A 19,168-nucleotide genomic window follows, 5' to 3' on the forward strand; every position below is an offset into this window, starting at 1 on the left:
CGGGCGCCGCTTCTAGTCTGTTGCCGATCGCCTGATGGACTCCCAGAGGGCGTCCACCCAGGGCAGGTTGGCCGGGTCTTGTGCTGATGCTCCACCCGCCGCGCCACCGGACTGCGCGGCAGGAAGATCGCTGCCGAATACCCAGTAGCCCGTCTCTCCGGGCATAACCATGTTAATGCGGTCGCGGGCCTGCTGTTTCACATAGTTGGGATCCTGCCACCGCGACACCTGGCGTTTGAGGTCCTCCTGCTTCGTCTGCTTGGCCGCAATATCGGCCTGCAGCGCCGCGATTTCGGCGCGTTTGTCCAGGAAAATCTTGACCGTGGGGGCCAGCAGGATGGTGATGGCAATCATGACGACGCCCAGGGCCAGCAGCCGGCCCGAGAACGCCTTGGCGGGCACGGGGTCCAGGGATTCGTCCGGACCCCCTGCGGCGGTCCGGTTCTGAGTCTTGCCGCCGGACTTGCCGCCGGCCTTGGCGCCGGCCTTCCCGGCCGCCGGGCGGGTCTCGGGCTTTGCCGGTGCTCCTGCCGGGGCTGTTGCGGGACGGGCTTTGGCCGCAGATCCGGCGCCGGTGCTGCCCGGGGCCGGCTTGCCTGTGTGAGCTGACACCCGTGGCGGGGCAGGCGCAGCGCCGGCCGGCGCCGCCGCGCCGCTGCGGGCGCCGCCAAAGTCCGCCTGGATCACCTCGCCGCCGTCGGCTGCTGCCCCCAGACCCGTGGCCGCAGGCTTGGCAGCAGCAGCCTTGGCGGCAGGCGTAGCCCGGGGAACATTGGGGCGTCGGGTTGCCATGTCACTCCTTCAAAAACGGACCAAAAAAAGAACCGGTGGCCATGGTCTTTCAACCATAGCCACCGGTTACCGGTTTTCGCGGCTAACTAGCCCTTGAAACGCGGGAACGCGCTGCGGCCGGCGTACCGTGCGGCGTCGTCGAGTTCCTCTTCGATGCGCAGCAGCTGGTTGTACTTGGCCACGCGCTCGGAGCGTGCCGGGGCACCGGTCTTGATCTGTCCCGCGTTGGTGGCAACGGAGATGTCAGCAATGGTGGTGTCCTCGGTTTCGCCCGAGCGGTGTGAGGTGATGGTGGTGTAGCCGGCACGCTGGGCCAGGGAAACGGCGTCCAGGGTCTCGGTCAGGGAACCGATCTGGTTGACCTTGACGAGCAGCGAGTTCGCGGTCTTGGTGTCAATGCCGCGCTGCAGGATGGCCGGGTTCGTGACGAAGAGGTCATCGCCCACGAGCTGGACCTTGTCGCCGATGGTGTCGGTGAGGGTCTTCCAGCCTTCCCAGTCGTTCTCATCCAGCGGGTCCTCGATGGACACGAGCGGGTAGTCGGCCACGAGCTCGGCGTAGTAGGCGCTCATCTCGGTGGCGGAAAGTGCCTTGCCCTCGAACTGGTACGCGCCGTCCTTGAAGAACTCGGAGGAGGCGACGTCCAGGGCCAGGGCGATGTCCTTGCCCGGGGTGTAGCCGGCGTTCTTGATGGCTTCCTGGATCAGGTCCAGGGCGGCACGGTTGGACGGCAGGTTCGGCGCGAAGCCGCCCTCGTCACCCAGGCCGGTGGACAGGCCCTTGGCCTGCAGGACGGACTTGAGGTTGTGGTAGACCTCGACGCCCCAGCGCAGGCCTTCGGAGAAGGTCTCGGCGCCGATCGGGACGATCATGAATTCCTGGATGTCCACGTCGGAGTCGGCGTGCGAGCCGCCGTTGAGGATGTTCATCAGGGGCACGGGCAGGACGTGCGCGTTGGGCCCGCCCAGGTACTTGTACAGCGGCAGGTCAGCGGAGGCGGCGGCGGCGTTGGCCACGGCCAGGGACACTCCCAGGATGGCGTTGGCGCCGAGCTTGCCCTTGTTGGGGGTGCCGTCCAGGTCGATCATGGCCTGGTCGATGCTGCGCTGGTCGGTCGCGTCGAAGCCGGTCAGGGCCGGGGCGATCTGGTCGATGACCGCGTCGACGGCCTTCTGGACGCCCTTGCCGAGGTAGCGGCCCTTGTCGCCGTCGCGAAGTTCAACGGCCTCGTGCTCGCCGGTGGAAGCGCCGGAGGGAACTGCTGCGCGGCCGATCTGGCCGTCCGAGAGCAGGACTTCAACTTCTACGGTCGGGTTGCCACGGGAATCGAGGATTTCGCGGGCGTGGATGGCATCGATAAGCGCCATGGATATGCTCCTTTGGGTGAAGCGATCTGCAGGGAATCTGACTGCTTGGACTCTGGCTGAACATCAAGCGGAAAAGCCGACGTCGTCGTCGCTACTAGCGTAGTCGAGAGCGGGATAAGTTACGGAAACCTATCCAAACCCCGGACGTCATGATGGTGCCGCTACCGTGCCGACTCTAAGTCTGCCAGCACTATTGTGCCGAGGGCCTGGGGCCGGCGCTGTCCTGGAACCGGCGCAGGGCGCCGCGGAGGGCGCGTTCGGCGTCGAGCCCGCCGTCCCGGGCAGCGGCCACGATCCCGAACAGCAGGTCGCCGAGTTCCTCCTCGGCGGCCGGGAGGTCGACGGCGGTTTGGCCGGCGGTTTCGACGGCGGTTCCGGCGGCGGTTTGGCCGGCGGCCGCTGCCATGCCCGCGCGTTCGGCGCGGTCCAGGAGCTTTTGGGCCCGCGCGAGGGCCGGCAGCGCGGCGGGAACCCCGTCGAAGACGTGGCCGCGTTCGGGCCTCTCGGCCTTCTTGACGGCGTCCCATTTCAGGACGATCTCCTCCACCGTTGCCGGGAAGGAATCCTGCAGCGAGCCGTCGGGCCGGAACACGTGCGGGTTGCGCCGGATCATCTTGGCCCTCAGGCCCCGGGCGACATCGCCCAGGTCAAAGGCGCCGCGTTCCTCGGCGAGCCGGGCGTGGAGCACCACCTGCAACAGGACGTCCCCCAGTTCAGACTGCAGTTCCGCGTCGCCGGCGCCGGTCTCGATGGTCTCGGCCACTTCATAGGCCTCCTCCAGGAGGTACTCCACGAGGGACTCGTGGGTGAGGGCACCCATCCAGGGGCAATGCTCGCGCAGGGCCGCTATCAGCCCCAGCAGCTCCCCGACCTCGCAAGCTCGGCCGGGGACCCCTGCCGCTGTGGGCCCAGCGAGCCCCTGGACGGGTGATGTGTCCTCGTTAGCCAAGATCGGAGTAGGCCTCGTTGATGTATTCGACCAGGGCTTCCTTCTCCTCGAGCGGCAGGAAAGCGGCCTCGGCCGCGTTCAGCGTCAGCTCCAGCAGGTCATCGAGGTCGTAGTCGAACGTCTCAACCAGGAGTTCGAACTCGTCGGTCAGCGTCACGCCGCTCATGAGCCGGTTGTCGGTGTTGATGGTGACGTTGAAGCCGAGCTGGTAGAGCATGTCCAGCGGGTGGCTTTCGATGCCCTCACCGAAGCCGGCAATGGCGCCGGTCTGCAGGTTGGAGGAGGGGCAGATCTCCAGGGCGATGCCACGGTCCCGCACCCAGCTGGCGAGCTCGCCCAGGGTCACCATGCCGATGGTGTCGTTGACGGAGTCGTCGAAGCCTTCGGCGCCGGCGGCCTCTTCGTCCTCTTCGAATTCGATCGTGACGTCCTCGGCGATCCGGACGCCGTGGCCCAGGCGCAGGGCCCTGCCGTCGACGAGGGCCGACTGGATGCTTTCCAGGCCGGCGGCTTCGCCGGCGTGGACGGTGGCCGGGAAGTTGTGCTGGGCCAGGTAGGTGAAGGCGTCCTTGAAGCGGGACGGCAGGAAGCCGTCCTCGGCGCCGGCGATGTCGAAGCCGACGGCGCCGTTGTTGCGGTGGCGGACGGCCAGTTCGGCGATCTCCTGGCCGCGGTCGGCGTGGCGCATGGCGGTGATGAGCTGGCCCACCTGGATATCGCGGCCGGTCTCTGCCACGGTGTCCACTCCAGCTTCGAGGCCGGCCTGCACGGCTTCGACCACGTCGTCCAGGCTCAGGCCCTTCTGCAGGTGCTGTTCGGGCGCCCAGCGCACCTCGCCGTACACGACGCCGTCGTCGGCCAGGTCTTCGACGAATTCCTTCGCGACGCGGAACAGGCCCTCCTTGGTCTGCATCACGGCGATGGTGTGGTCGAAGGTCTCCAGGTAGCGGACCAGGGAGCCGGAGTCGGCGGATTCGCGGAACCACTCCCCCAGTGCAACGGGGTCCGTGGACGGCAGCGTGTGGCCGACGGCCTCAGCAAGTTCAATGATGGTGGCCGGCCGGAGTCCGCCGTCCAGGTGGTCGTGAAGGGAAACCTTGGGAAGGCCCTTCAGGTCGAAGTCGAGGTCAGGGGCAGCGTCAGGAATAGTCTCAGTCACGTTCCAACCATAGGGTCGCCGGGCGCCGGAAGCTACTTTCCGGACGCTCCGGACTCAGCGGACGGACCGGCCAGCATCGTGCCGTGCAGCTCGGAAGCACGCTCACCGGAGGCGGGTTCGGTGGCGTATTCGGTCTCGGACGGGACCGGACTGGTGTCGTGGCGGCCCAGGCGCTTGTGCCACCAGCGCAGGAGATGGTCGATGAGGACACCGAGCACAATGGCGAATACCACCGCGATGCCCGCGCTGAGCAACGGGTTGTGGTGCAGCCAAGGGAAGGAACTGGCCAGGACGCCGATGCCGATTGAGTAGGCGACCCACGTCAGGCAGGCGAAGCCGTCCAGGAAGAAGAACCGGCGGTGCGGAAACGCCGTCGTGCCTGCCACGTAGTTGACGGCGACACGGCCCCACGGAATGTACCGGGCGGTGAAGATCAGGACGGCGCCGCGCTTTTCAAGTTCGTAGTGGGCCCAGCCGAACACCTTTTGGACCTTCGGTTTGCGCATCCAGCGGAACCGCTCGAGGCCAATCTTGCGGCCCAGCATGTAGGCCATGTTGTCGCCGGCCATGGCTCCCACGAGGGCGGTGAGGCCCAGGATCCACAGGTTGGGCTGGCCGCTGTGCACGGAGTACGCCGCCAGGGCAACGATCAGGGTCTCGCTGGGGACCACCATCGCGAAGCCGTCCACGAAAAAGAAAACCAGCAGGAGGGGGTAGATCCACCACTGGCCAGCGGCATGGAGCACGGCCTCGTTAATGAACTCCATGCAGGTGGTGCTCCTTGATGACTGGGAACGGACAACTAAGCCGTATCGTACTCGCGATGACAGTGGGTAGAACCATGGACGAAACTTTGCACGACGTGCGGCCAACAAACGTGACCCAAATCGCTCCTAAGTGTCCCATGGGCGGGCCCAATCCGCCTAGGACTCGGCGGGCGGCACGGAATGCGTCGGTTCCTCCGGTGCGCGGCCGCGCACCCTGCTGATCACACGGTCCAGGACGACGCCCAGGACGATCGCGCAGACGATGGCAATAGCCGCGCCCAGCACGTGGTTTTCCTCAAACCACGGACCAACAGTCAGGCCGATCCCCACCGAGTAGCCGGCCCAGAGCAGCGCCGAGAGCACTGTCAGGCTGACGAATCTGCGCCACGGGTAGTGAGTGGCGCCGGCCGTCAGGTTAACGGCCACCCGCCCGATCGGGACGAAGCGGGCCACAAGGATCAGTGAGGCGGGCCGTTTCCGCAGTTCCCGGCCGGCCCAGCGGAAGGCCGCCTGCATGCGCGGGCCGCGCTGCCACGCCCAGCGCCGGGTTCCGGTCCCGCGGCCGATCAGGTAAGCCATGTTGTCGCCCACCAGGGCCCCTGCGGCAGCCGTTGCGACCAGGAGCAGAGGGTTGGGGACGCCCGCAGTGGCGGCGACTGCAGCCAGGCCCACCACCACCGATTCGCTCGGAATCGGGGGGAAGAACCCGTCGATCACGCAGCAGGCGAAAACCAGGACGAGGACCCAGGGTTGCCCTGCGGCGGCGAGGATGAAGTCATTGATTGCCTGCACAGCTTCCTAACGCGCGGCGGGGCCAGATCTATCCAAGCGCAGGCTCGGCCGGAGCCGGGCCTGCGCTTGACGGGTACTGCTGTGGAGTCAGTGTAACGCCGGCTCCGGCCGCCGCTGCCCTCTCCCGTACGGCTGTTATCCCCAGGGTTTGGGCACCGTAAGGGATAGGGCAACGGGCTTAGGCGATGCGGTCGATGATGAGCTTCTGGGCGGGCCGGGAGCCCTCGGGGGCGATCACGGCGGCGTGTTCGAGCGCTTCCTTGGCACGCTCGAACTTCTCCGGTGTGTCCGTGAGCAGGGTCATGAGCGGTTCGCCTGCCTTGACCGTGGCGCCGGGCTTGGCGTGCATCCGCACCCCGGCACCGGCCTGGACCTGGTCCTCCTTGCGGGCGCGCCCGGCACCGAGCCGCCAGGCAGCGACGCCGACGGCCATCGCGTCGAGCTCCACCAGGACACCGTCGGCCGGGGCGTAGATGACCTCGGATTCCTTGGCGACCGGGAGCTTGGCGCGCGGGTCTCCGCCCTGGGCCTCGATCATCCGGTTCCAGACGTCCATGGCCCGGCCGTCCCGGAGTGCTGCCCGGGGATCGGCGTCGCGGATGCCGGCGCACGCCAGCATTTCCTCCGCGAGCCGGACGGTGAGTTCGACGACGTCGTCCGGGCCTCCGCCGGCGAGGACCTCCACGGATTCCTCGACCTCGATCGCGTTGCCCGCGGTCAGGCCCAGCGGCGTGTTCATGTTGGTGAGCAGGGCCACCGTGTTGACGCCGGCGTCCTTGCCCAGGGCCACCATGGTTTCGGCCAGTTCGCGGGCGCGGGCCTCGTCCTTCATGAACGCGCCGCTGCCCACCTTGACGTCGAGCACCAGCGAGCCGGTGCCTTCGGCGATCTTCTTGCTCATGATCGAGGAGGCGATCAGCGGGATGGCCTCCACGGTCCCGGTGACATCGCGGAGCGCGTAGAGCTTCTTGTCCGCCGGGGCCAGCCCGGCGCCGGCCGCGCAAATGACCGCGCCGACGTCCTGGAGCTGGGCCATCATTTCCTCATTGCTCAGGGCCGCACGCCAGCCCGGGATGGCCTCGAGCTTGTCCAGGGTGCCGCCGGTGTGGCCGAGGCCGCGGCCCGAGAGCTGCGGCACTGCCACGCCAAACACCGCTACAAGCGGAGCCAGCGGCAGGGTGATCTTGTCCCCGACGCCGCCGGTGGAGTGCTTGTCCGACGTCGCCTTCACGCCGCCGTCGGGCCGCCGCAGGCTGGAGAAGTCCATCCGCTCGCCGGAGGCGATCATGGCCGCCGTCCAGCGGGAGATCTCGGCCCGGTCCATGCCGTTGAGCAGGATGGCCATGTTCAGGGCGGCCATCTGTTCGTCGGCGATGGCGCCGCGGGTGTACGCGTCGATTGTCCAGTCGATCTGGGCCGGGCTGAGCACACCCTTGTCCCGCTTGATGCGGATGATGTCGACGGCGTCGAACGCTTCACTGTTGTTGGGGTTCTGAGTCGTTTGTGTCACCGGGGTTCCTCCAGGTGTTGGGGGCCAAAGGCATCGGGAAGGACCTGGTCCATGGTCTTGATTCCCTGCGTGGTCATGAGCTCCATGTCCGGAGCCCGGAATTCGTAGAGCAGCTGGCGGCAGCGCCCGCACGGCATGAGGACATTCCCGCCGGCGTCGACGCAGTAGAAGGCGCGCAGCCGTCCCCCGCCGGTCATCTGCAGGTTGCCCACCAGGGCGCACTCGGCGCACAGGGTCAGCCCGTAGCTGGCGTTTTCGACATTGCAGCCGCTGACGATCCGCCCGTCTCCGGTGAGGGCCGCGGCCCCCACCGGAAACTTCGAATACGGCGCATAGGCGTTCTTCATGGCGGACACTGCCGCAGCTTCGAGTGCAGCCCAGTCGACGTCGATGCTGTCCATTCTCAGCCCTTGATGTACGGTATGCCGTCAGCGGCCGGCGGCCGGGAGCGGCCGACGAGCCCGGCCACGGCAAACACGGTCACCACGTACGGCAGCATGGCCATGAACTGGCTCGGCACCGGGGTGCCGATGATCGTCACGATGCTCTGCAGGTTGTCGGCGAAGCCGAACAGCAGCGCGGCGAAGAACGCCCCGATCGGGTTCCAGCGGCCCAGGATCATGGCGGCGAGGGCAATGAAGCCGCGCCCGCCGGAGATTTCCTTGGTGAAGCTGTCGATCGCCACGAGGGTGAAGAACGATCCGCCGATCCCGGCGACGGCGCCGCCGAGCGTGACGTTCCAGAAGCGGGTCGCGTTGACCTTGATGCCCAGGGTGTCGGCCGCCTGCGGGTGCTCGCCCACGGCGCGGACGCGCAGGCCCCACTTCGTCTTGAACAGTGCGACCCAGATCACGATGACTGCCACGTACATCAGGTAGCCCACCACGGACTGCTTGAAGAGGATGGGCCCGATCACGGGGATGCTGGACAGGACCGGGATATCGATGATGGGCAGCTCGGCGGGCGAGTTGTACTTCTCCGGATCGGACTGCATCACGGTGGTGAACAGGAAGCCGGTGAGACCGGAGACCAGGACGTTGAGCACGACGCCGACGATGATCTGGTTGACCACGTACTTGATGCTGAACACTGCCAGCACCACCGACACAAGGGCGCCCGCCACGGCCGCCGCAAGCAGGCCCAGGTAGGGGTTGTGCGTCAGGCTGGCGACGAGCGCGGCCGTGAAGGCACCGCCCAGGAGCTGGCCTTCGATGGCGATGTTAACGACGCCGGCGCGTTCGCACAGCACACCGGACAGGGAGCCGAAGACGATCGGCACGGCGAGGGTCACGGATCCGGCGATGAGGCCGGCCAGCGAAATACTGGGGGTCCGGGCGCCGCCCACCACCCAGATCAGGAAGGCGACCACGAACACGACGGTGAACACGGCCGGCACCCAGCGCGGGGGCCGCCGGTTCGCTCTCGCCTTCAGGACCAGGGCGTAGCCCGCGAGGCCCAGCAGGATCAGGGAGAGCACCATGCCGGACAGGAATGCGGGTACTTCGATCGCCGGGAGCTGGAAGAAGTCTCCGCTGGATGAAACGCCGAACTTGGCGTTCGCCTGCGGGCCCAGCAGTCCGAAGAAGATGAACGCTACGGTGGCCAGCACCGCAAGCGTGACCGGCAACTTCCAAGTCACGGGCTTGGCGGACACCGTCGGCCTGTGGTTCTTCTCCGGCTGGGGTTTTCCTTCAACGGGCGAGGTTGCTGTTGTGCTCATGCGGCACCTCCGGTGGTTGCGGCCTGCTTGGTTTTGCCGGCGGTCGCGGCCTTCTTCTTGCGCGGGTTGAGTCCGAAGATCGCCCGGACCAGCGGCGGCGCCGCGATGAACAGGACGATGAGTGACTGGACCACGAGCACGATGTCAATCGGAGTTCCGGTCTGGATCTGCATCTGGACAGCGCCTGCGCGGAAGGCCCCGAACAGCAGGCCGGCGGCGAAGGTGCCCCATGGCGAGGACCGACCCAGCAGCGCGACCGTAATCGCGTCAAAGCCGTAGGTTGCCGCGACACCGTCGGTCAGGACCTTTTCGGTGCCCGCCACCTGTGCCACGCCGGCCAGGCCGGCCAGGCCACCGGCAATGGTCATCACCAGGATGGTGGCCCGGGAGACGTTGATGCCGGCGGTCAGGGCTGCCTTGGGGTTGGCCCCGACGGCACGGAATTCGAAACCGAGCGTGGAGCGGTTCAGCAGCCACGAAACAAACACGGTGGCCGCGATGGCCAGCAGGAATCCCAGGTGCAGCCGGTACTGGCTGCCGAAGATCAGCGGGTACGCGGCGCTGGGGTCCACGATGGGCGATATCGGTGTGTCCGCCCCCGGACGCTGGAACAAGTCCGTGTCGAGCAGGTAGCGCAGGAAATAGAGTGCGATGTAGTTGAACATGATGGTCACGATGACCTCGTGGGCGCCGGTCCGGGCTTTGAGCACGCCGACGATGCCGCCCCAGACGGCGCCGCCGATGACGCCGGCCACCAGGACCAGCAGCAGGTGTATCCCCAGCGGCAGGTGCAGCGCGAAGCCGACCCATGAAGCGAGGATGCCGGCCATGATGATCTGGCCCTGCGCACCGATGTTGAACAGGCCCGCGCGGAAGGCCAGGGCGACGCCGAGGCCGGCGGTGATCAGCGGGGTGGCGATGGTCAGCGTCTCCATGAGGGGGGCGAACTGTCCGGCCACGCCGTTACCGCGGGGGTTGAAGACCGCGCCCTGGAAGAGCGCGACGTACGAATCGGTGGCGGCGGACCAGACGGCGATGAGGAAGTCACTGGGCCGGGCAAAGAGATAGCCCGCCGTGGTGCCGACCACCTTGTCCGTCATGGCGATGAGCAGGCCGCCGAGGATCAGTGCGAGCAGCACCGCCAGGATGGTCACGATGCCGTTGCCGGTGAAGATCTTGCGCAGCAGCGACTCCTCTTCCGGGGCACCCGGAAGAGCTCCGCTCTGGGTCGAGACCGGAACGGCCGATGGCTGGTGGGCGCCGCCCGCGGTGTCCAGCGAGGTGACGAAGTCTGCATCGTCCTCGAGCGGTTCAGGCTCCACGTCGGTGGCCTGCGATGCCGGAAGCCGGTCCGGGTCCGGTGCGGCCGCGGACCGCGGCTCGGTGTTCTCACTCATGGGGGTCTCCTACGGCGCCGGAGCCGGGCTCCTGCACGGACGGGGCGGCGGGGGCCGGGTTCATGGCCGGCTTCGTTGCGGGGTTTTCGGCCGGGGTGCCGGCCGGGGTTTCTGCTGCGTTCGCGGCCGGGTTTTCAGAAAGGGATCGGGCCGAGTGCCTGCCTGCTGCGTCGGTCTGGGCCTCGTCCGGGGAAACGCCGGCCATCATCAGGCCCAGGACGTCACGACCGGTGCCGGCCGGGACGATCCCGACCAGCCGGCCCTTGTACAGCACGGCGATCCGGTCGGCGAGTTCAATCACCTCGTCCAGTTCGGTGGAGACGATCATGACGGGCGTGCCGTGGTCCCGCTCCGCGACGATCCGCTTGTGCAGGAACTCGATGGAGCCCACGTCCACGCCGCGGGTGGGCTGGGAGGCGATGAAGAGCCGCAGCGGCCGGGAGAGCTCCCGGGCCATGACGACCTTCTGCTGGTTGCCGCCGGACAGGGTGCCTGCTGCCAGCGAGCCGGACGGGGTGCGGACGTCGAATTCCGCGATCCGGGTCTTGGCGTTCTCCAGGACCTTGGCCGGGCTCATGCTGATGCCCTTGGCGAACGGCGCCTGGTCGTAGCGGTCCAGGATCAGGTTCTCGGCGATGGAAAACGTGCCGATCAGCCCATCGAGGGAACGGTCCTCCGGAACGTACCCGACGCCGGCGTTGAGGACCTCCTTGACGCTGCGGCCCACGAGTTCTTCGCCGTCGAGGGTGATCGAGCCGTGGACCCGCTCGTGCAGGCCGAGGATGGCTTCGGTCAGCTCGGTTTGGCCGTTGCCCTGGACGCCGGCGACGGCGAGGATCTCGCCGCGGGCGATTCCGAAGCTGATCCCGTCCACCACGTGCTGGCCGTTGGGGGCGATGACCGTGAGGTCCTTGACCTCGAAGGTGGTCTCCTGCGGATTCGCGGGAGCCTTGTCCAGGGTCAGGCTCACGGCCCGGCCCACCATCATGGAAGCCAGCTCGGTGGTCGAGGCGCCGGGATCGGCCGAGCCCACTACCTTGCCGCGCCGGATGACGGTGATGGTGTCCGAAACGGCCTTCACCTCACGCAGCTTGTGGGAAATGAAGACAATCGAGGTGCCGTGGCTCTTGAGCTGGCGCATGATGTCCAGCAGTTCATCGGTGTCCTGCGGGGTCAGCACGGCCGTGGGCTCATCGAGGATGAGCACCTTGGCGTCGCGGACCAGTGCCTTGATGATCTCCACGCGCTGCTGCACGCCCACGGGGAGGTCTTCGATCAGCGCGTCGGGGTCGACGTCGAAACCGTACCGGTCCGAGATCTCCCGGATTTTCCGGCGGGTGTCATCCAGGTCCAGGAATCCGCCGGTCTTGGTGGTCTCCGCTCCAAGGGCAACGTTCTCCGCGACGGTGAAGACGGGGACCAGCATGAAGTGCTGGTGCACCATGCCGATGCCGGCCGCCATGGCGTCGCCGGGGCCGCGGAACGTGACCGGTTTGTCGTCGATTAGGATTTCGCCCTCTGTGGGCTCGTACAGTCCGTAGAGGACGTTCATCAGCGTGGACTTGCCAGCGCCGTTCTCACCGAGCAGACAGTGGATCTGCCCGGGTTCAACAACCACATCGATGTGATCGTTCGCTACCAGGGAGCCGAAGCGTTTGGTAATGCCCTTGAGTTCAAGTTTCAAAACTCTGACCAATCTCGAGGTGTCCGGACGGCTTGGTCCGGACGCGTAGGGGCGCTGCAGCACCAGCTTAGTGCCTGGGATCTGAGGCACTAAGGGCCGCAACGAAAAGCGCCACAGCCCGTGCGGTGGTGACCGGACGGGCCGTGGCGCTTAGCGGAGGAAGTTAGGCTTTCGGGCTGGCTGCGGATTCAACCTTCAGCTTGCCGTCGGCGATGTCCTTCTTGATCTGGTCCAGGTCGGACTTCAGTTCGGCCGGAACCTGGGAATCCATGTCGTGGAACGGGGCAAGCTGGACGCCGTCGTTCGCGAGGGTGCCAACGTACGGCTTGTTGGTGAACTGGCCGTCCTTGTCCTGCTTGACGACCGTCTCGACGGCCTCGCCCATCTGCTTCATGACGGAGGAGAGCATGATGTCCTTGTAATCCGGTGCCGTGAGGTAGCCGTCGGAGTCAACCCAGATGAGCTTGACGTCCTTGCCTGCTGCCTTGGCTTCCTGCAGGGCCGCGCCGGCACCCTTGCCGACCGGACCGGCGACGGGCATGACGATGTCTGCGCCCTGGTCCAGGAAGTTCTGGGTGAACTGCTTGCCCTTGTCCTGCTTTTCGAAGTCACCGGTGAAGGAGCCGTCCTGCTTGGCCTTGTCCCAGCCGAGAAGCTTGACGTCCTTGCCCTTCTTCTCGTTGTAGTACTTCACACCGTCGGCGAAACCGTCCATGAAGATGGTGACCGTGGGGATCTTGATGCCGCCGAACGTGGCGACCGTCCCGGTCTTGGTGGTGCCGGCTGCGAGGTAGCCGGCCAGGAATGCTGCCTGGGCGGTGTCGTAGATGATCGGCTTGACGTTGGCGACCGGGGTGTCATAGCCGAAGTCGATGATGGCGAAGTGCTTGTCCGGGTTCGCGGTGGCCTGGGACTTGGTGGCGTCGCCGAGCAGGAAGCCGACCGTGATGGTCAGGTTGCAGCCGGCGGAGACCATGGCGCGCAGGTTCGGTTCGAAGTCGTTGTTGGTCTTGGACTCGGCCTGGTTCATCTCGATGCCGAGATCCTTCTTGGCCTTCTGCAGTCCCTCGTAGGACGACTGGTTGAACGACTGGTCATCGAATCCACCCGAGTCGGACACGATGCAGCCCGTGTAGTTGCTGGCGGTGTTGGTGGCGGTGCTGGCCTCCGGGGCAGCTCCGCAGCCGGTCAGCAGGAGTGCAGCCGCGCCCGCGGTGGCAACGCCGGCCATTGATCCGCGCTTAAAGGTGGCACGCAGAGAGTTCTTCAATTTTCCTCCAGGAAGAAAGAGTAGGCGCTACGACGGAAGTTCAATGAGTGTCTGTCTGCGGTGTTCCGCTGATCTCTGTTGTCACTGATGGATTTCGCAGCACTGCGCCGAGGCGCACTTATGCAAGCTACTGTAGTGGCCTGCGCCACGTCCCGATAACACACGTCCCGGCGAATGCCCAGATTGTTGAGAACTTGTTACCTAGAGGTAGCCGGTGCCCGCCGCGACCACAGACGCCTCCGGCGCCGGTCCCCGCAGGAACCGGCGCCGGAGGCGTATGTGGCGGCACGGCGATTGCCGGGTGTCCGGCTACAGCCGCACGAGCATCTTGCCGGTATTGGCGCCGTCGAGCAGGTCCATGAAGGCCTGCGGGGCGTTCTCCAGCCCGTCCACCACCGTCTCGTCGTAACGGACCGTTCCGTCGGCCAGCCAGCCGGACATGGTCTCGACGAACTCGGCCATGTGCTGCCAGTAGCCGCCCACCAGGAAGCCCCTGAGCGTCAGCTGTTTGCCGATCGCCAGCATGAGGTTCCGCGGTGCCGGCGTCGGTTCGGTCGCGTTGTACTGGGCGATGGCCCCGCACATGGCCACCCGGCCACCGACCGTGAGGGCGGACAGCGCGGCTTCGAGGTGCTCGCCGCCGACGTTGTCGAAGTAGACGTCGATCCCGCGCTCACCCGCGGCCGCGGCGAGCTGTTCCGCCACGGGGCCGTCGTGGTAGTTGAACGCGGCATCGAAGCCGAGTTCGAGCAGGCGTGCCACCTTTTCCGGCGAGCCGGCGCTCCCGATCACCCGGGACGCGCCCATGGCCTTGGCGATCTGCCCGACGAGCGAGCCGACCGCGCCGGCGGCGCCCGAGACGAACACGGCGTCGCCCGGCTTGAATTCCGCGACCTTCAGCAGTCCCGCGTAGGCGGTCAGCCCTGTCATGCCAAGGGCGCCGAGGAATGCTGACGCCGGGGCCAGATCGGTGCGCGCCACCGTGGTGGCCGCGGCATCGACGACGGCGTATTCGCGCCAGCCGAGGCCGTGCACCACCGTGTCGCCCACAGCGCGCCCTTCGGCCCGGGACGCGATCACTTCGCCGACGGCGCCGCCGTCGAGGGCGGCATCCAAGGCAAACGGCGCGGAGTAGGACTTGACGTCGTTCATGCGTCCGCGCATGTACGGGTCCACCGAGATGAACAGGTTGCGGACCAGGACCTGGCCGTCCTGCAGTTCGGGCAGCGCCGACTCGGCGAGGCGGAAGTTCGCCGGGACGGGGCGGCCGTGGGGGCGGGACGCCAGCTGGATCTCGCGGGTGGTGGCGGGAAGGGTGAGAGTTTCGGTGTTGTTGCTCATGCGGCTACCTCCAGGATGGTGATGTCGACAGTGATGTTGCCGCGGGTGGCGTTGGAGTACGGGCAGATCTGGTGCGCCTTGGCCACGAGGGCCTCGGCCGTGTCCCGGTCCACGGCGGGAAGGGCGATCTCAAGTTCGGCGGCCAGACCGTAGCCGGCACCGTCCTCGAGGGCGCCGAAGTGGATCTTGGCGGCGACGGCGGAGTCCGTCAGGTCGGCGCGCTCCTTGCGTCCCACCAGGCGCAGGGCGGAGTGGAAGCACGCGGCGTAACCGGCGGCAAAGAGCTGTTCGGGGTTGGTGCCCGCGCCGTCACCGCCGAGTTCGACCGGGCTGGCAAGGGTGACGTTCAGCTTGCCGTCCTTGCTGATGGCGGTGCCGTCGCGGCCTTCGCCTGAGGCCAGGGCCTCTGCTGTGTAAAGGGTCTTCATGGTGTTTCCGTTCTGTCGGCGGGAAGAAGGGGTTCAGCGGGGAACTCGCCGGAAGCCTGCGGAGTCGCCGTAAATTTCCGGCGAGCTGGCACGCCTCCCGCGATTTCGACGTCGGCCGTGGGGGCCTGGGAGGGGTGGTGGAGGGGGAAGGGTGGTGGAGGGGGAAGGGCTTAGTGGGAGGCGTGGAGCGCGTTCGTCAGCCGGCCCAGGGTGTCGCGGAGCTGGTCCAGTTCCGCGGCGGTGAACCCGGCGGCGTCCGCCAGTCGCTGCGGGATTCCGCTGGCCTTGGCGCTCAGTGCGGCGCCGGCGCCGGTCAGGAAGATCTCCACGCGGCGCTCGTCCTCGGCGGAGCGGCGGCGCTGGACGAGTCCGAGCGCTTCGAGCCGCTTGAGCAGCGGCGAGAGCGTGCCGGAGTCCAGGCCCAGCTCCTCCCCCAGTTCACGCACGCTGCGCGGCTCCGCTTCCCAGAGCACCAGCATGGCGAGGTACTGCGGGTAGGTCAGGCCGAGCTCCTCGAGCATGGGCCGGTAGGCGGCCGTGGCGGCACGTGAGGCAGAGTACATCGCAAAACACACCTGCCGGTTCAGGCGGAGCGCTTCCGGGCCGCCCGTGAGGGCCTCTTCTGACGTGGTCATGACTCCACCGTACCGCACAATTTAGTTGCGTGCAATTCAGTTGTGCACAACTGAATTGCGGAGCGGGAACCGGCATCGACGTAGAAGGGGCCGCCGCGGCACGATTCCCCGCCGCTGCCGCCGATCTTCCCCACGTTTGACGGGTGCCGACGGCGTGTCGGCCCGCACCGCCGGCGTGTCCCGGCGTCGTGCCGGAATAGGTGGGGAAACTCCGTGCGGCGGTCTTGGCCGGGTGCAGCAGGGCGGGCCCGGTGTAGGGGCCCGGGCGGAACGGCTTACAGGTCGCGGATGGTGCGCAGGGCCGCCGCCGTGAGCACCTGGATGCCCAGGCCCAGCGCCCGCTCATCGACGATGTAGTCGCCGCGGTGAAGGTCGTATTCTTCCCCGCCTGGCGTCTTCGTGCCGAGGCGCATCATGGCGCCGGGGGTGTCGGCCAGGAACCAGGCAAAGTCTTCCCCGCCCATGGACTGCGGGGTCAGGACCACGGCGCCCTCGCCGATTTCGGCGCGGGCCGCGGCCTCGATCAGCGCGGTCTCGTGCTCGGAGTTGACCACCGGCGGCACGCCGCGGGTGTGTTCCAGGTGGACATCGACGCCGTACGGCTCGGCGACCTGCCGGATGATGTCGTCGAGCAGCTCGCCGGCGTCGTGCCAGGCGTCGCGGTCCAGGCAGCGCATGGTGCCGGCCATGTAGCCGCTGCCCGGGATGGCGTTCGGGGCCGAGCCCGCGGAAATCTGCCCCCAGACCACGGACACGCCGCTGCGGACATCGACGCGGCGCGAGAGCACTGCGGGAACGTTGACCGCGATCTGCGCCAAGGCGAAAACCAGCTCCTCGGTCAGGTGCGGGCGCGAGGTGTGGCCGCCGCGGCCGGAGAGTTCAATCTTGATGGTGTCCGAGGCGGAGGTGATCGCCCCGATCCGGGTGCCGATCCTGCCGATCTCGATCCGGGGGTCGCAGTGCAGCGCCAGGATGCGCGGCACGCCTTCCAGGACGCCCTGTTCGATGCACGAGGTGGCGCCGCCGGGCATGGTTTCCTCGGCCGGCTGGAAGATGATCCGGACGGTCCCGCTCAGCGGGGACGCCTCGTGCATGCGCTGCAGGACCAGCGCGATCCCAAGCATGGTGGCAGTGTGGACGTCGTGGCCGCAGGCATGGGTCACGCCGTGGTTCTTCGAGGCGAACTCAAGGCCAGTTTCCTCGATGATGGGCAGGGCATCGATATCCCCGCGCAGTGCGGTGGCGATGGGGCCCTGCCCGACGTCGACCGTCAGGCCCGTGCCCTCGAGGCGGCGCGGCTTGAGCCCGGCTTCCTCGAGCCGTTTCGCCAGCTTGTCGGTGGTGCGGAACTCCTTGAACGAAAGTTCCGGATGCGCATGGAGGTCGCGGCGGAAAGCGATCAGCTCCGGCAGGAGGGGCTCCAGCCACGGCCCCACGAGAGTCGTGGGCTCAGCTTCAGTCGAATAGTTGCGCACGGAATAACTCTATCGAGCGGCCAAAGAATAGCGGCATCGGGTACGGCGCGTTACGGATTGCTGAACATTGCACAGGCCGTGATCCGCTCCCCTCCGCCTACAGGACGTCGGTGTCGCCCTTGGCCTTGATGGCATCCACGGCCTGCTTGACCCGCTGCGAGTGTTCCTTGGTGGTGACCAGCAGGGCGTCCGGGGTGTCAACGATCACGACGTCCTTGATGCCGATCAGGGCGATCACCCGTTTGGTGTCGGAGACCACCACGCCGCTCGCGTTTTCGGTGAAGACGCGTGCGCCCTCGCCCAGGACCGTGACCTCGTCGACTTCCTTGGCGCTGTTGAGCCGGCCCACGGAGGCGAAGTCTCCGACGTCGTCCCAGAGGAACGTTCCGGGCACCACGGCGACGTCGCCGGCGGCGGCGGCGGGCTCGGCGACGGCGTAGTCAATAGCGATCTTGGGCAGCGTGGGCCACACCCGGGCCGTGACGGCGTCGCGCTCCGGAGTGTCCCAGGCCTTGGCGATCTCCTGGAGTCCGGCGAAGAGCTCGGGCTGGTTGGCTTCGAGGTGCTTGAGCATCAGCGAGACCGGGGCCACGAACATGCCCGCGTTCCAGACATATTCGCCGCTGTCGACGTACTCCTGGGCCACTTCCTCGCTGGGCTTCTCCACGAACTCCACCACGGACTGCGCACTGGGCGCGTCCGGGATGTGGAGGTTCGCGCCGGAACGGATGTAGCCGAATCCGGTGGAGGGATGGGTCGGCTTGATGCCGATGGTGACGATCTTCCCCGCGGCCGCGGTGTAGACGGCTTCACGGACGGCGTCCTGGAAGAGATCGTCCGGGCTGATGACCTGGTCCGCGGCGAACGAGCCCATGATGATGTCCGGGTCCCGCTCGTGCAGGATGGCCGCGGCGAGGCCGATCGCAGCACCGGAGTCCTTGGGTTCGCTCTCCAGGACCAAGTCGGCTTCCAGGACCTCAGGCAACTGGCGGCAGACGGCTGCCCTGTGGGCGGAGCCGGTCACCACCAGCACGTGCTTGCCGGCGACGGGCTGGAGGCGGTCATAGGTCGCGCGCAGCAGAGTACTGCCCGAACCGGTGAGGTCGTGAAGGAATTTCGGGGCCGCTGCCCGTGACAGGGGCCAGAGGCGGGTCCCCACCCCGCCCGCCGGAATAACCGCAATAAAACGGTCCAGCGGTGAATCCTGGCTTGTCACTTTGTCTGTAGTCATCACGGCTACTTTAGCCGACGGCGGCCAATTCGGTCCGAATTGGGCCGGGATCAGGCCCTGCCGGCGCCTGCGACCACGGCCAAATGTGGCGTTCGTCTCAAAACAAACGCAAAACCGCGCCGGGGCCTGTCAACAAGGAGTTCCCAAATTGAATAAGCTGTGAGCGAAGCCTAGATTTAGGCTTGAGCTTACGAGTGCTCTCGCAGCAGGCGTTCCCCCCGCGTGGATCCCATGCCAGCGCCGCTGTGTTGCAGGGAGGTTTATTCAGTGCCGACAAAACCAGCTGGCACCTTGTACCGCGGCCGTGAAGGCATGTGGTCCTGGGTTGGACACCGCATTACCGGTGTAGTGATTTTCTTCTTCTTGTTGGTCCACGTGCTGGACACCTCATTGGTGCGTGTGTCCCCCGAGGCCTACACCGCAGTGATTGGTGCCTACAAGAACCCCCTCATGGCCCTGGGTGAAACGGGCCTTGTCGCGGCGATCGTGTTCCACGCCTTCAACGGCCTGCGGATCATCGCCGTCGACTTCTGGAAGAAGGGTGCCAAGTACCAGCGTCAGATGCTCTGGACGGTCCTGGGCCTCTGGGTCGTCGTCATGGTCGGCTTCTCCATCCGCCACCTGTCCCTCGCCCTTGGAGGTCACTAAGCC

At 67.0% G+C, this 19,168-nt stretch carries 18 protein-coding genes; 1 reads left to right on the plus strand and 17 read right to left on the minus strand.

Going from position 1 to position 19,168, the window contains the following annotated elements; genetic code table 11:
• Positions 1 to 12: 12 nt before the first annotated feature.
• The 17 genes from AC1DDH_RS10420 to AC1DDH_RS10500 form a co-directional block, all read right to left on the minus strand.
• Positions 13 to 792, minus strand: coding sequence for an FtsB family cell division protein (locus AC1DDH_RS10420; protein WP_476955387.1), 780 nt, complete (start codon positions 790 to 792; stop codon positions 13 to 15).
• Positions 793 to 878: 86 nt separating this feature from the next.
• A complete protein-coding gene (eno, locus tag AC1DDH_RS10425; protein ID WP_018774732.1) occupies positions 879 to 2,159 on the minus strand; it encodes a phosphopyruvate hydratase in 1,281 nt (426 codons plus the stop codon).
• Positions 2,160 to 2,349: 190 nt separating this feature from the next.
• Positions 2,350 to 2,979, minus strand: coding sequence for a MazG nucleotide pyrophosphohydrolase domain-containing protein (locus tag AC1DDH_RS10430; protein WP_476955424.1), 630 nt, complete (start codon positions 2,977 to 2,979; stop codon positions 2,350 to 2,352).
• Between the two features lie 121 nt (positions 2,980 to 3,100).
• The gene (locus AC1DDH_RS10435) at positions 3,101 to 4,267 is read right to left on the minus strand and encodes an adenosine deaminase (RefSeq protein ID WP_476955388.1); all 1,167 of its coding nucleotides are present in this window, start codon (positions 4,265 to 4,267) and stop codon (positions 3,101 to 3,103) included.
• 32 nt (positions 4,268 to 4,299) lie between these two features.
• Complete coding sequence (locus tag AC1DDH_RS10440; protein WP_476871236.1) at positions 4,300 to 5,034, minus strand: DedA family protein; 735 nt, start codon at positions 5,032 to 5,034, stop codon at positions 4,300 to 4,302.
• Positions 5,035 to 5,190: 156 nt separating this feature from the next.
• Positions 5,191 to 5,826: a DedA family protein gene (locus tag AC1DDH_RS10445; RefSeq protein ID WP_476871235.1), complete on the minus strand. Its 636-nt coding sequence runs from the start codon at positions 5,824 to 5,826 to the stop codon at positions 5,191 to 5,193.
• A gap of 178 nt (positions 5,827 to 6,004) precedes the next feature.
• Entirely contained in the window at positions 6,005 to 7,336 is a 1,332-nt protein-coding gene (locus AC1DDH_RS10450) for a thymidine phosphorylase (RefSeq protein WP_476856593.1), read from the minus strand.
• Positions 7,333 to 7,737, minus strand: a complete 405-nt coding sequence (locus AC1DDH_RS10455; RefSeq protein WP_230010838.1) for a cytidine deaminase — start codon at positions 7,735 to 7,737, stop codon at positions 7,333 to 7,335. The genes AC1DDH_RS10450 and AC1DDH_RS10455 overlap by 4 nt, the downstream gene beginning before the upstream one ends.
• 2 nt (positions 7,738 to 7,739) lie before the next feature.
• Positions 7,740 to 9,056: an ABC transporter permease gene (locus AC1DDH_RS10460; protein ID WP_223914190.1), complete on the minus strand. Its 1,317-nt coding sequence runs from the start codon at positions 9,054 to 9,056 to the stop codon at positions 7,740 to 7,742.
• Positions 9,053 to 10,453, minus strand: a complete 1,401-nt coding sequence (locus AC1DDH_RS10465) for an ABC transporter permease (protein WP_476849112.1) — start codon at positions 10,451 to 10,453, stop codon at positions 9,053 to 9,055. The genes AC1DDH_RS10460 and AC1DDH_RS10465 overlap by 4 nt, the downstream gene beginning before the upstream one ends.
• Positions 10,446 to 12,137, minus strand: coding sequence for an ABC transporter ATP-binding protein (locus tag AC1DDH_RS10470; RefSeq protein WP_476955389.1), 1,692 nt, complete (start codon positions 12,135 to 12,137; stop codon positions 10,446 to 10,448). Before AC1DDH_RS10470 ends, AC1DDH_RS10465 begins: the two co-directional genes overlap by 8 nt.
• Positions 12,138 to 12,300: 163 nt before the next feature.
• Positions 12,301 to 13,407: a BMP family lipoprotein gene (locus tag AC1DDH_RS10475; protein WP_476849114.1), complete on the minus strand. Its 1,107-nt coding sequence runs from the start codon at positions 13,405 to 13,407 to the stop codon at positions 12,301 to 12,303.
• Between the two features lie 309 nt (positions 13,408 to 13,716).
• Positions 13,717 to 14,748: an NADP-dependent oxidoreductase gene (locus tag AC1DDH_RS10480; RefSeq protein WP_476955390.1), complete on the minus strand. Its 1,032-nt coding sequence runs from the start codon at positions 14,746 to 14,748 to the stop codon at positions 13,717 to 13,719.
• On the minus strand, positions 14,745 to 15,176 hold the full coding sequence (locus AC1DDH_RS10485; protein WP_223914194.1) for an organic hydroperoxide resistance protein: 432 nt from the start codon (positions 15,174 to 15,176) through the stop codon (positions 14,745 to 14,747). The genes AC1DDH_RS10480 and AC1DDH_RS10485 overlap by 4 nt, the downstream gene beginning before the upstream one ends.
• 170 nt (positions 15,177 to 15,346) lie before the next feature.
• Complete coding sequence (locus tag AC1DDH_RS10490) at positions 15,347 to 15,811, minus strand: MarR family winged helix-turn-helix transcriptional regulator (protein WP_476955391.1); 465 nt, start codon at positions 15,809 to 15,811, stop codon at positions 15,347 to 15,349.
• Between the two features lie 275 nt (positions 15,812 to 16,086).
• Complete coding sequence (locus AC1DDH_RS10495; RefSeq protein ID WP_476955392.1) at positions 16,087 to 17,286, minus strand: amidohydrolase; 1,200 nt, start codon at positions 17,284 to 17,286, stop codon at positions 16,087 to 16,089.
• 97 nt (positions 17,287 to 17,383) lie between these two features.
• Positions 17,384 to 18,517 carry a mannose-1-phosphate guanylyltransferase gene (locus AC1DDH_RS10500; RefSeq protein ID WP_026537818.1) on the minus strand — a complete coding sequence of 378 codons (1,134 nt, stop codon included), beginning with the start codon at positions 18,515 to 18,517 and terminating at the stop codon, positions 17,384 to 17,386.
• Between the two features lie 267 nt (positions 18,518 to 18,784).
• Here AC1DDH_RS10500 and sdhC point away from each other — a divergent pair, with 267 nt between their 5' ends.
• Complete coding sequence (gene sdhC, locus AC1DDH_RS10505) at positions 18,785 to 19,165, plus strand: succinate dehydrogenase, cytochrome b556 subunit (RefSeq protein ID WP_079553238.1); 381 nt, start codon at positions 18,785 to 18,787, stop codon at positions 19,163 to 19,165.
• Positions 19,166 to 19,168 lie beyond the last annotated feature (3 nt).

The organism is Arthrobacter sp. 10T425 (assembly GCF_056393985.1).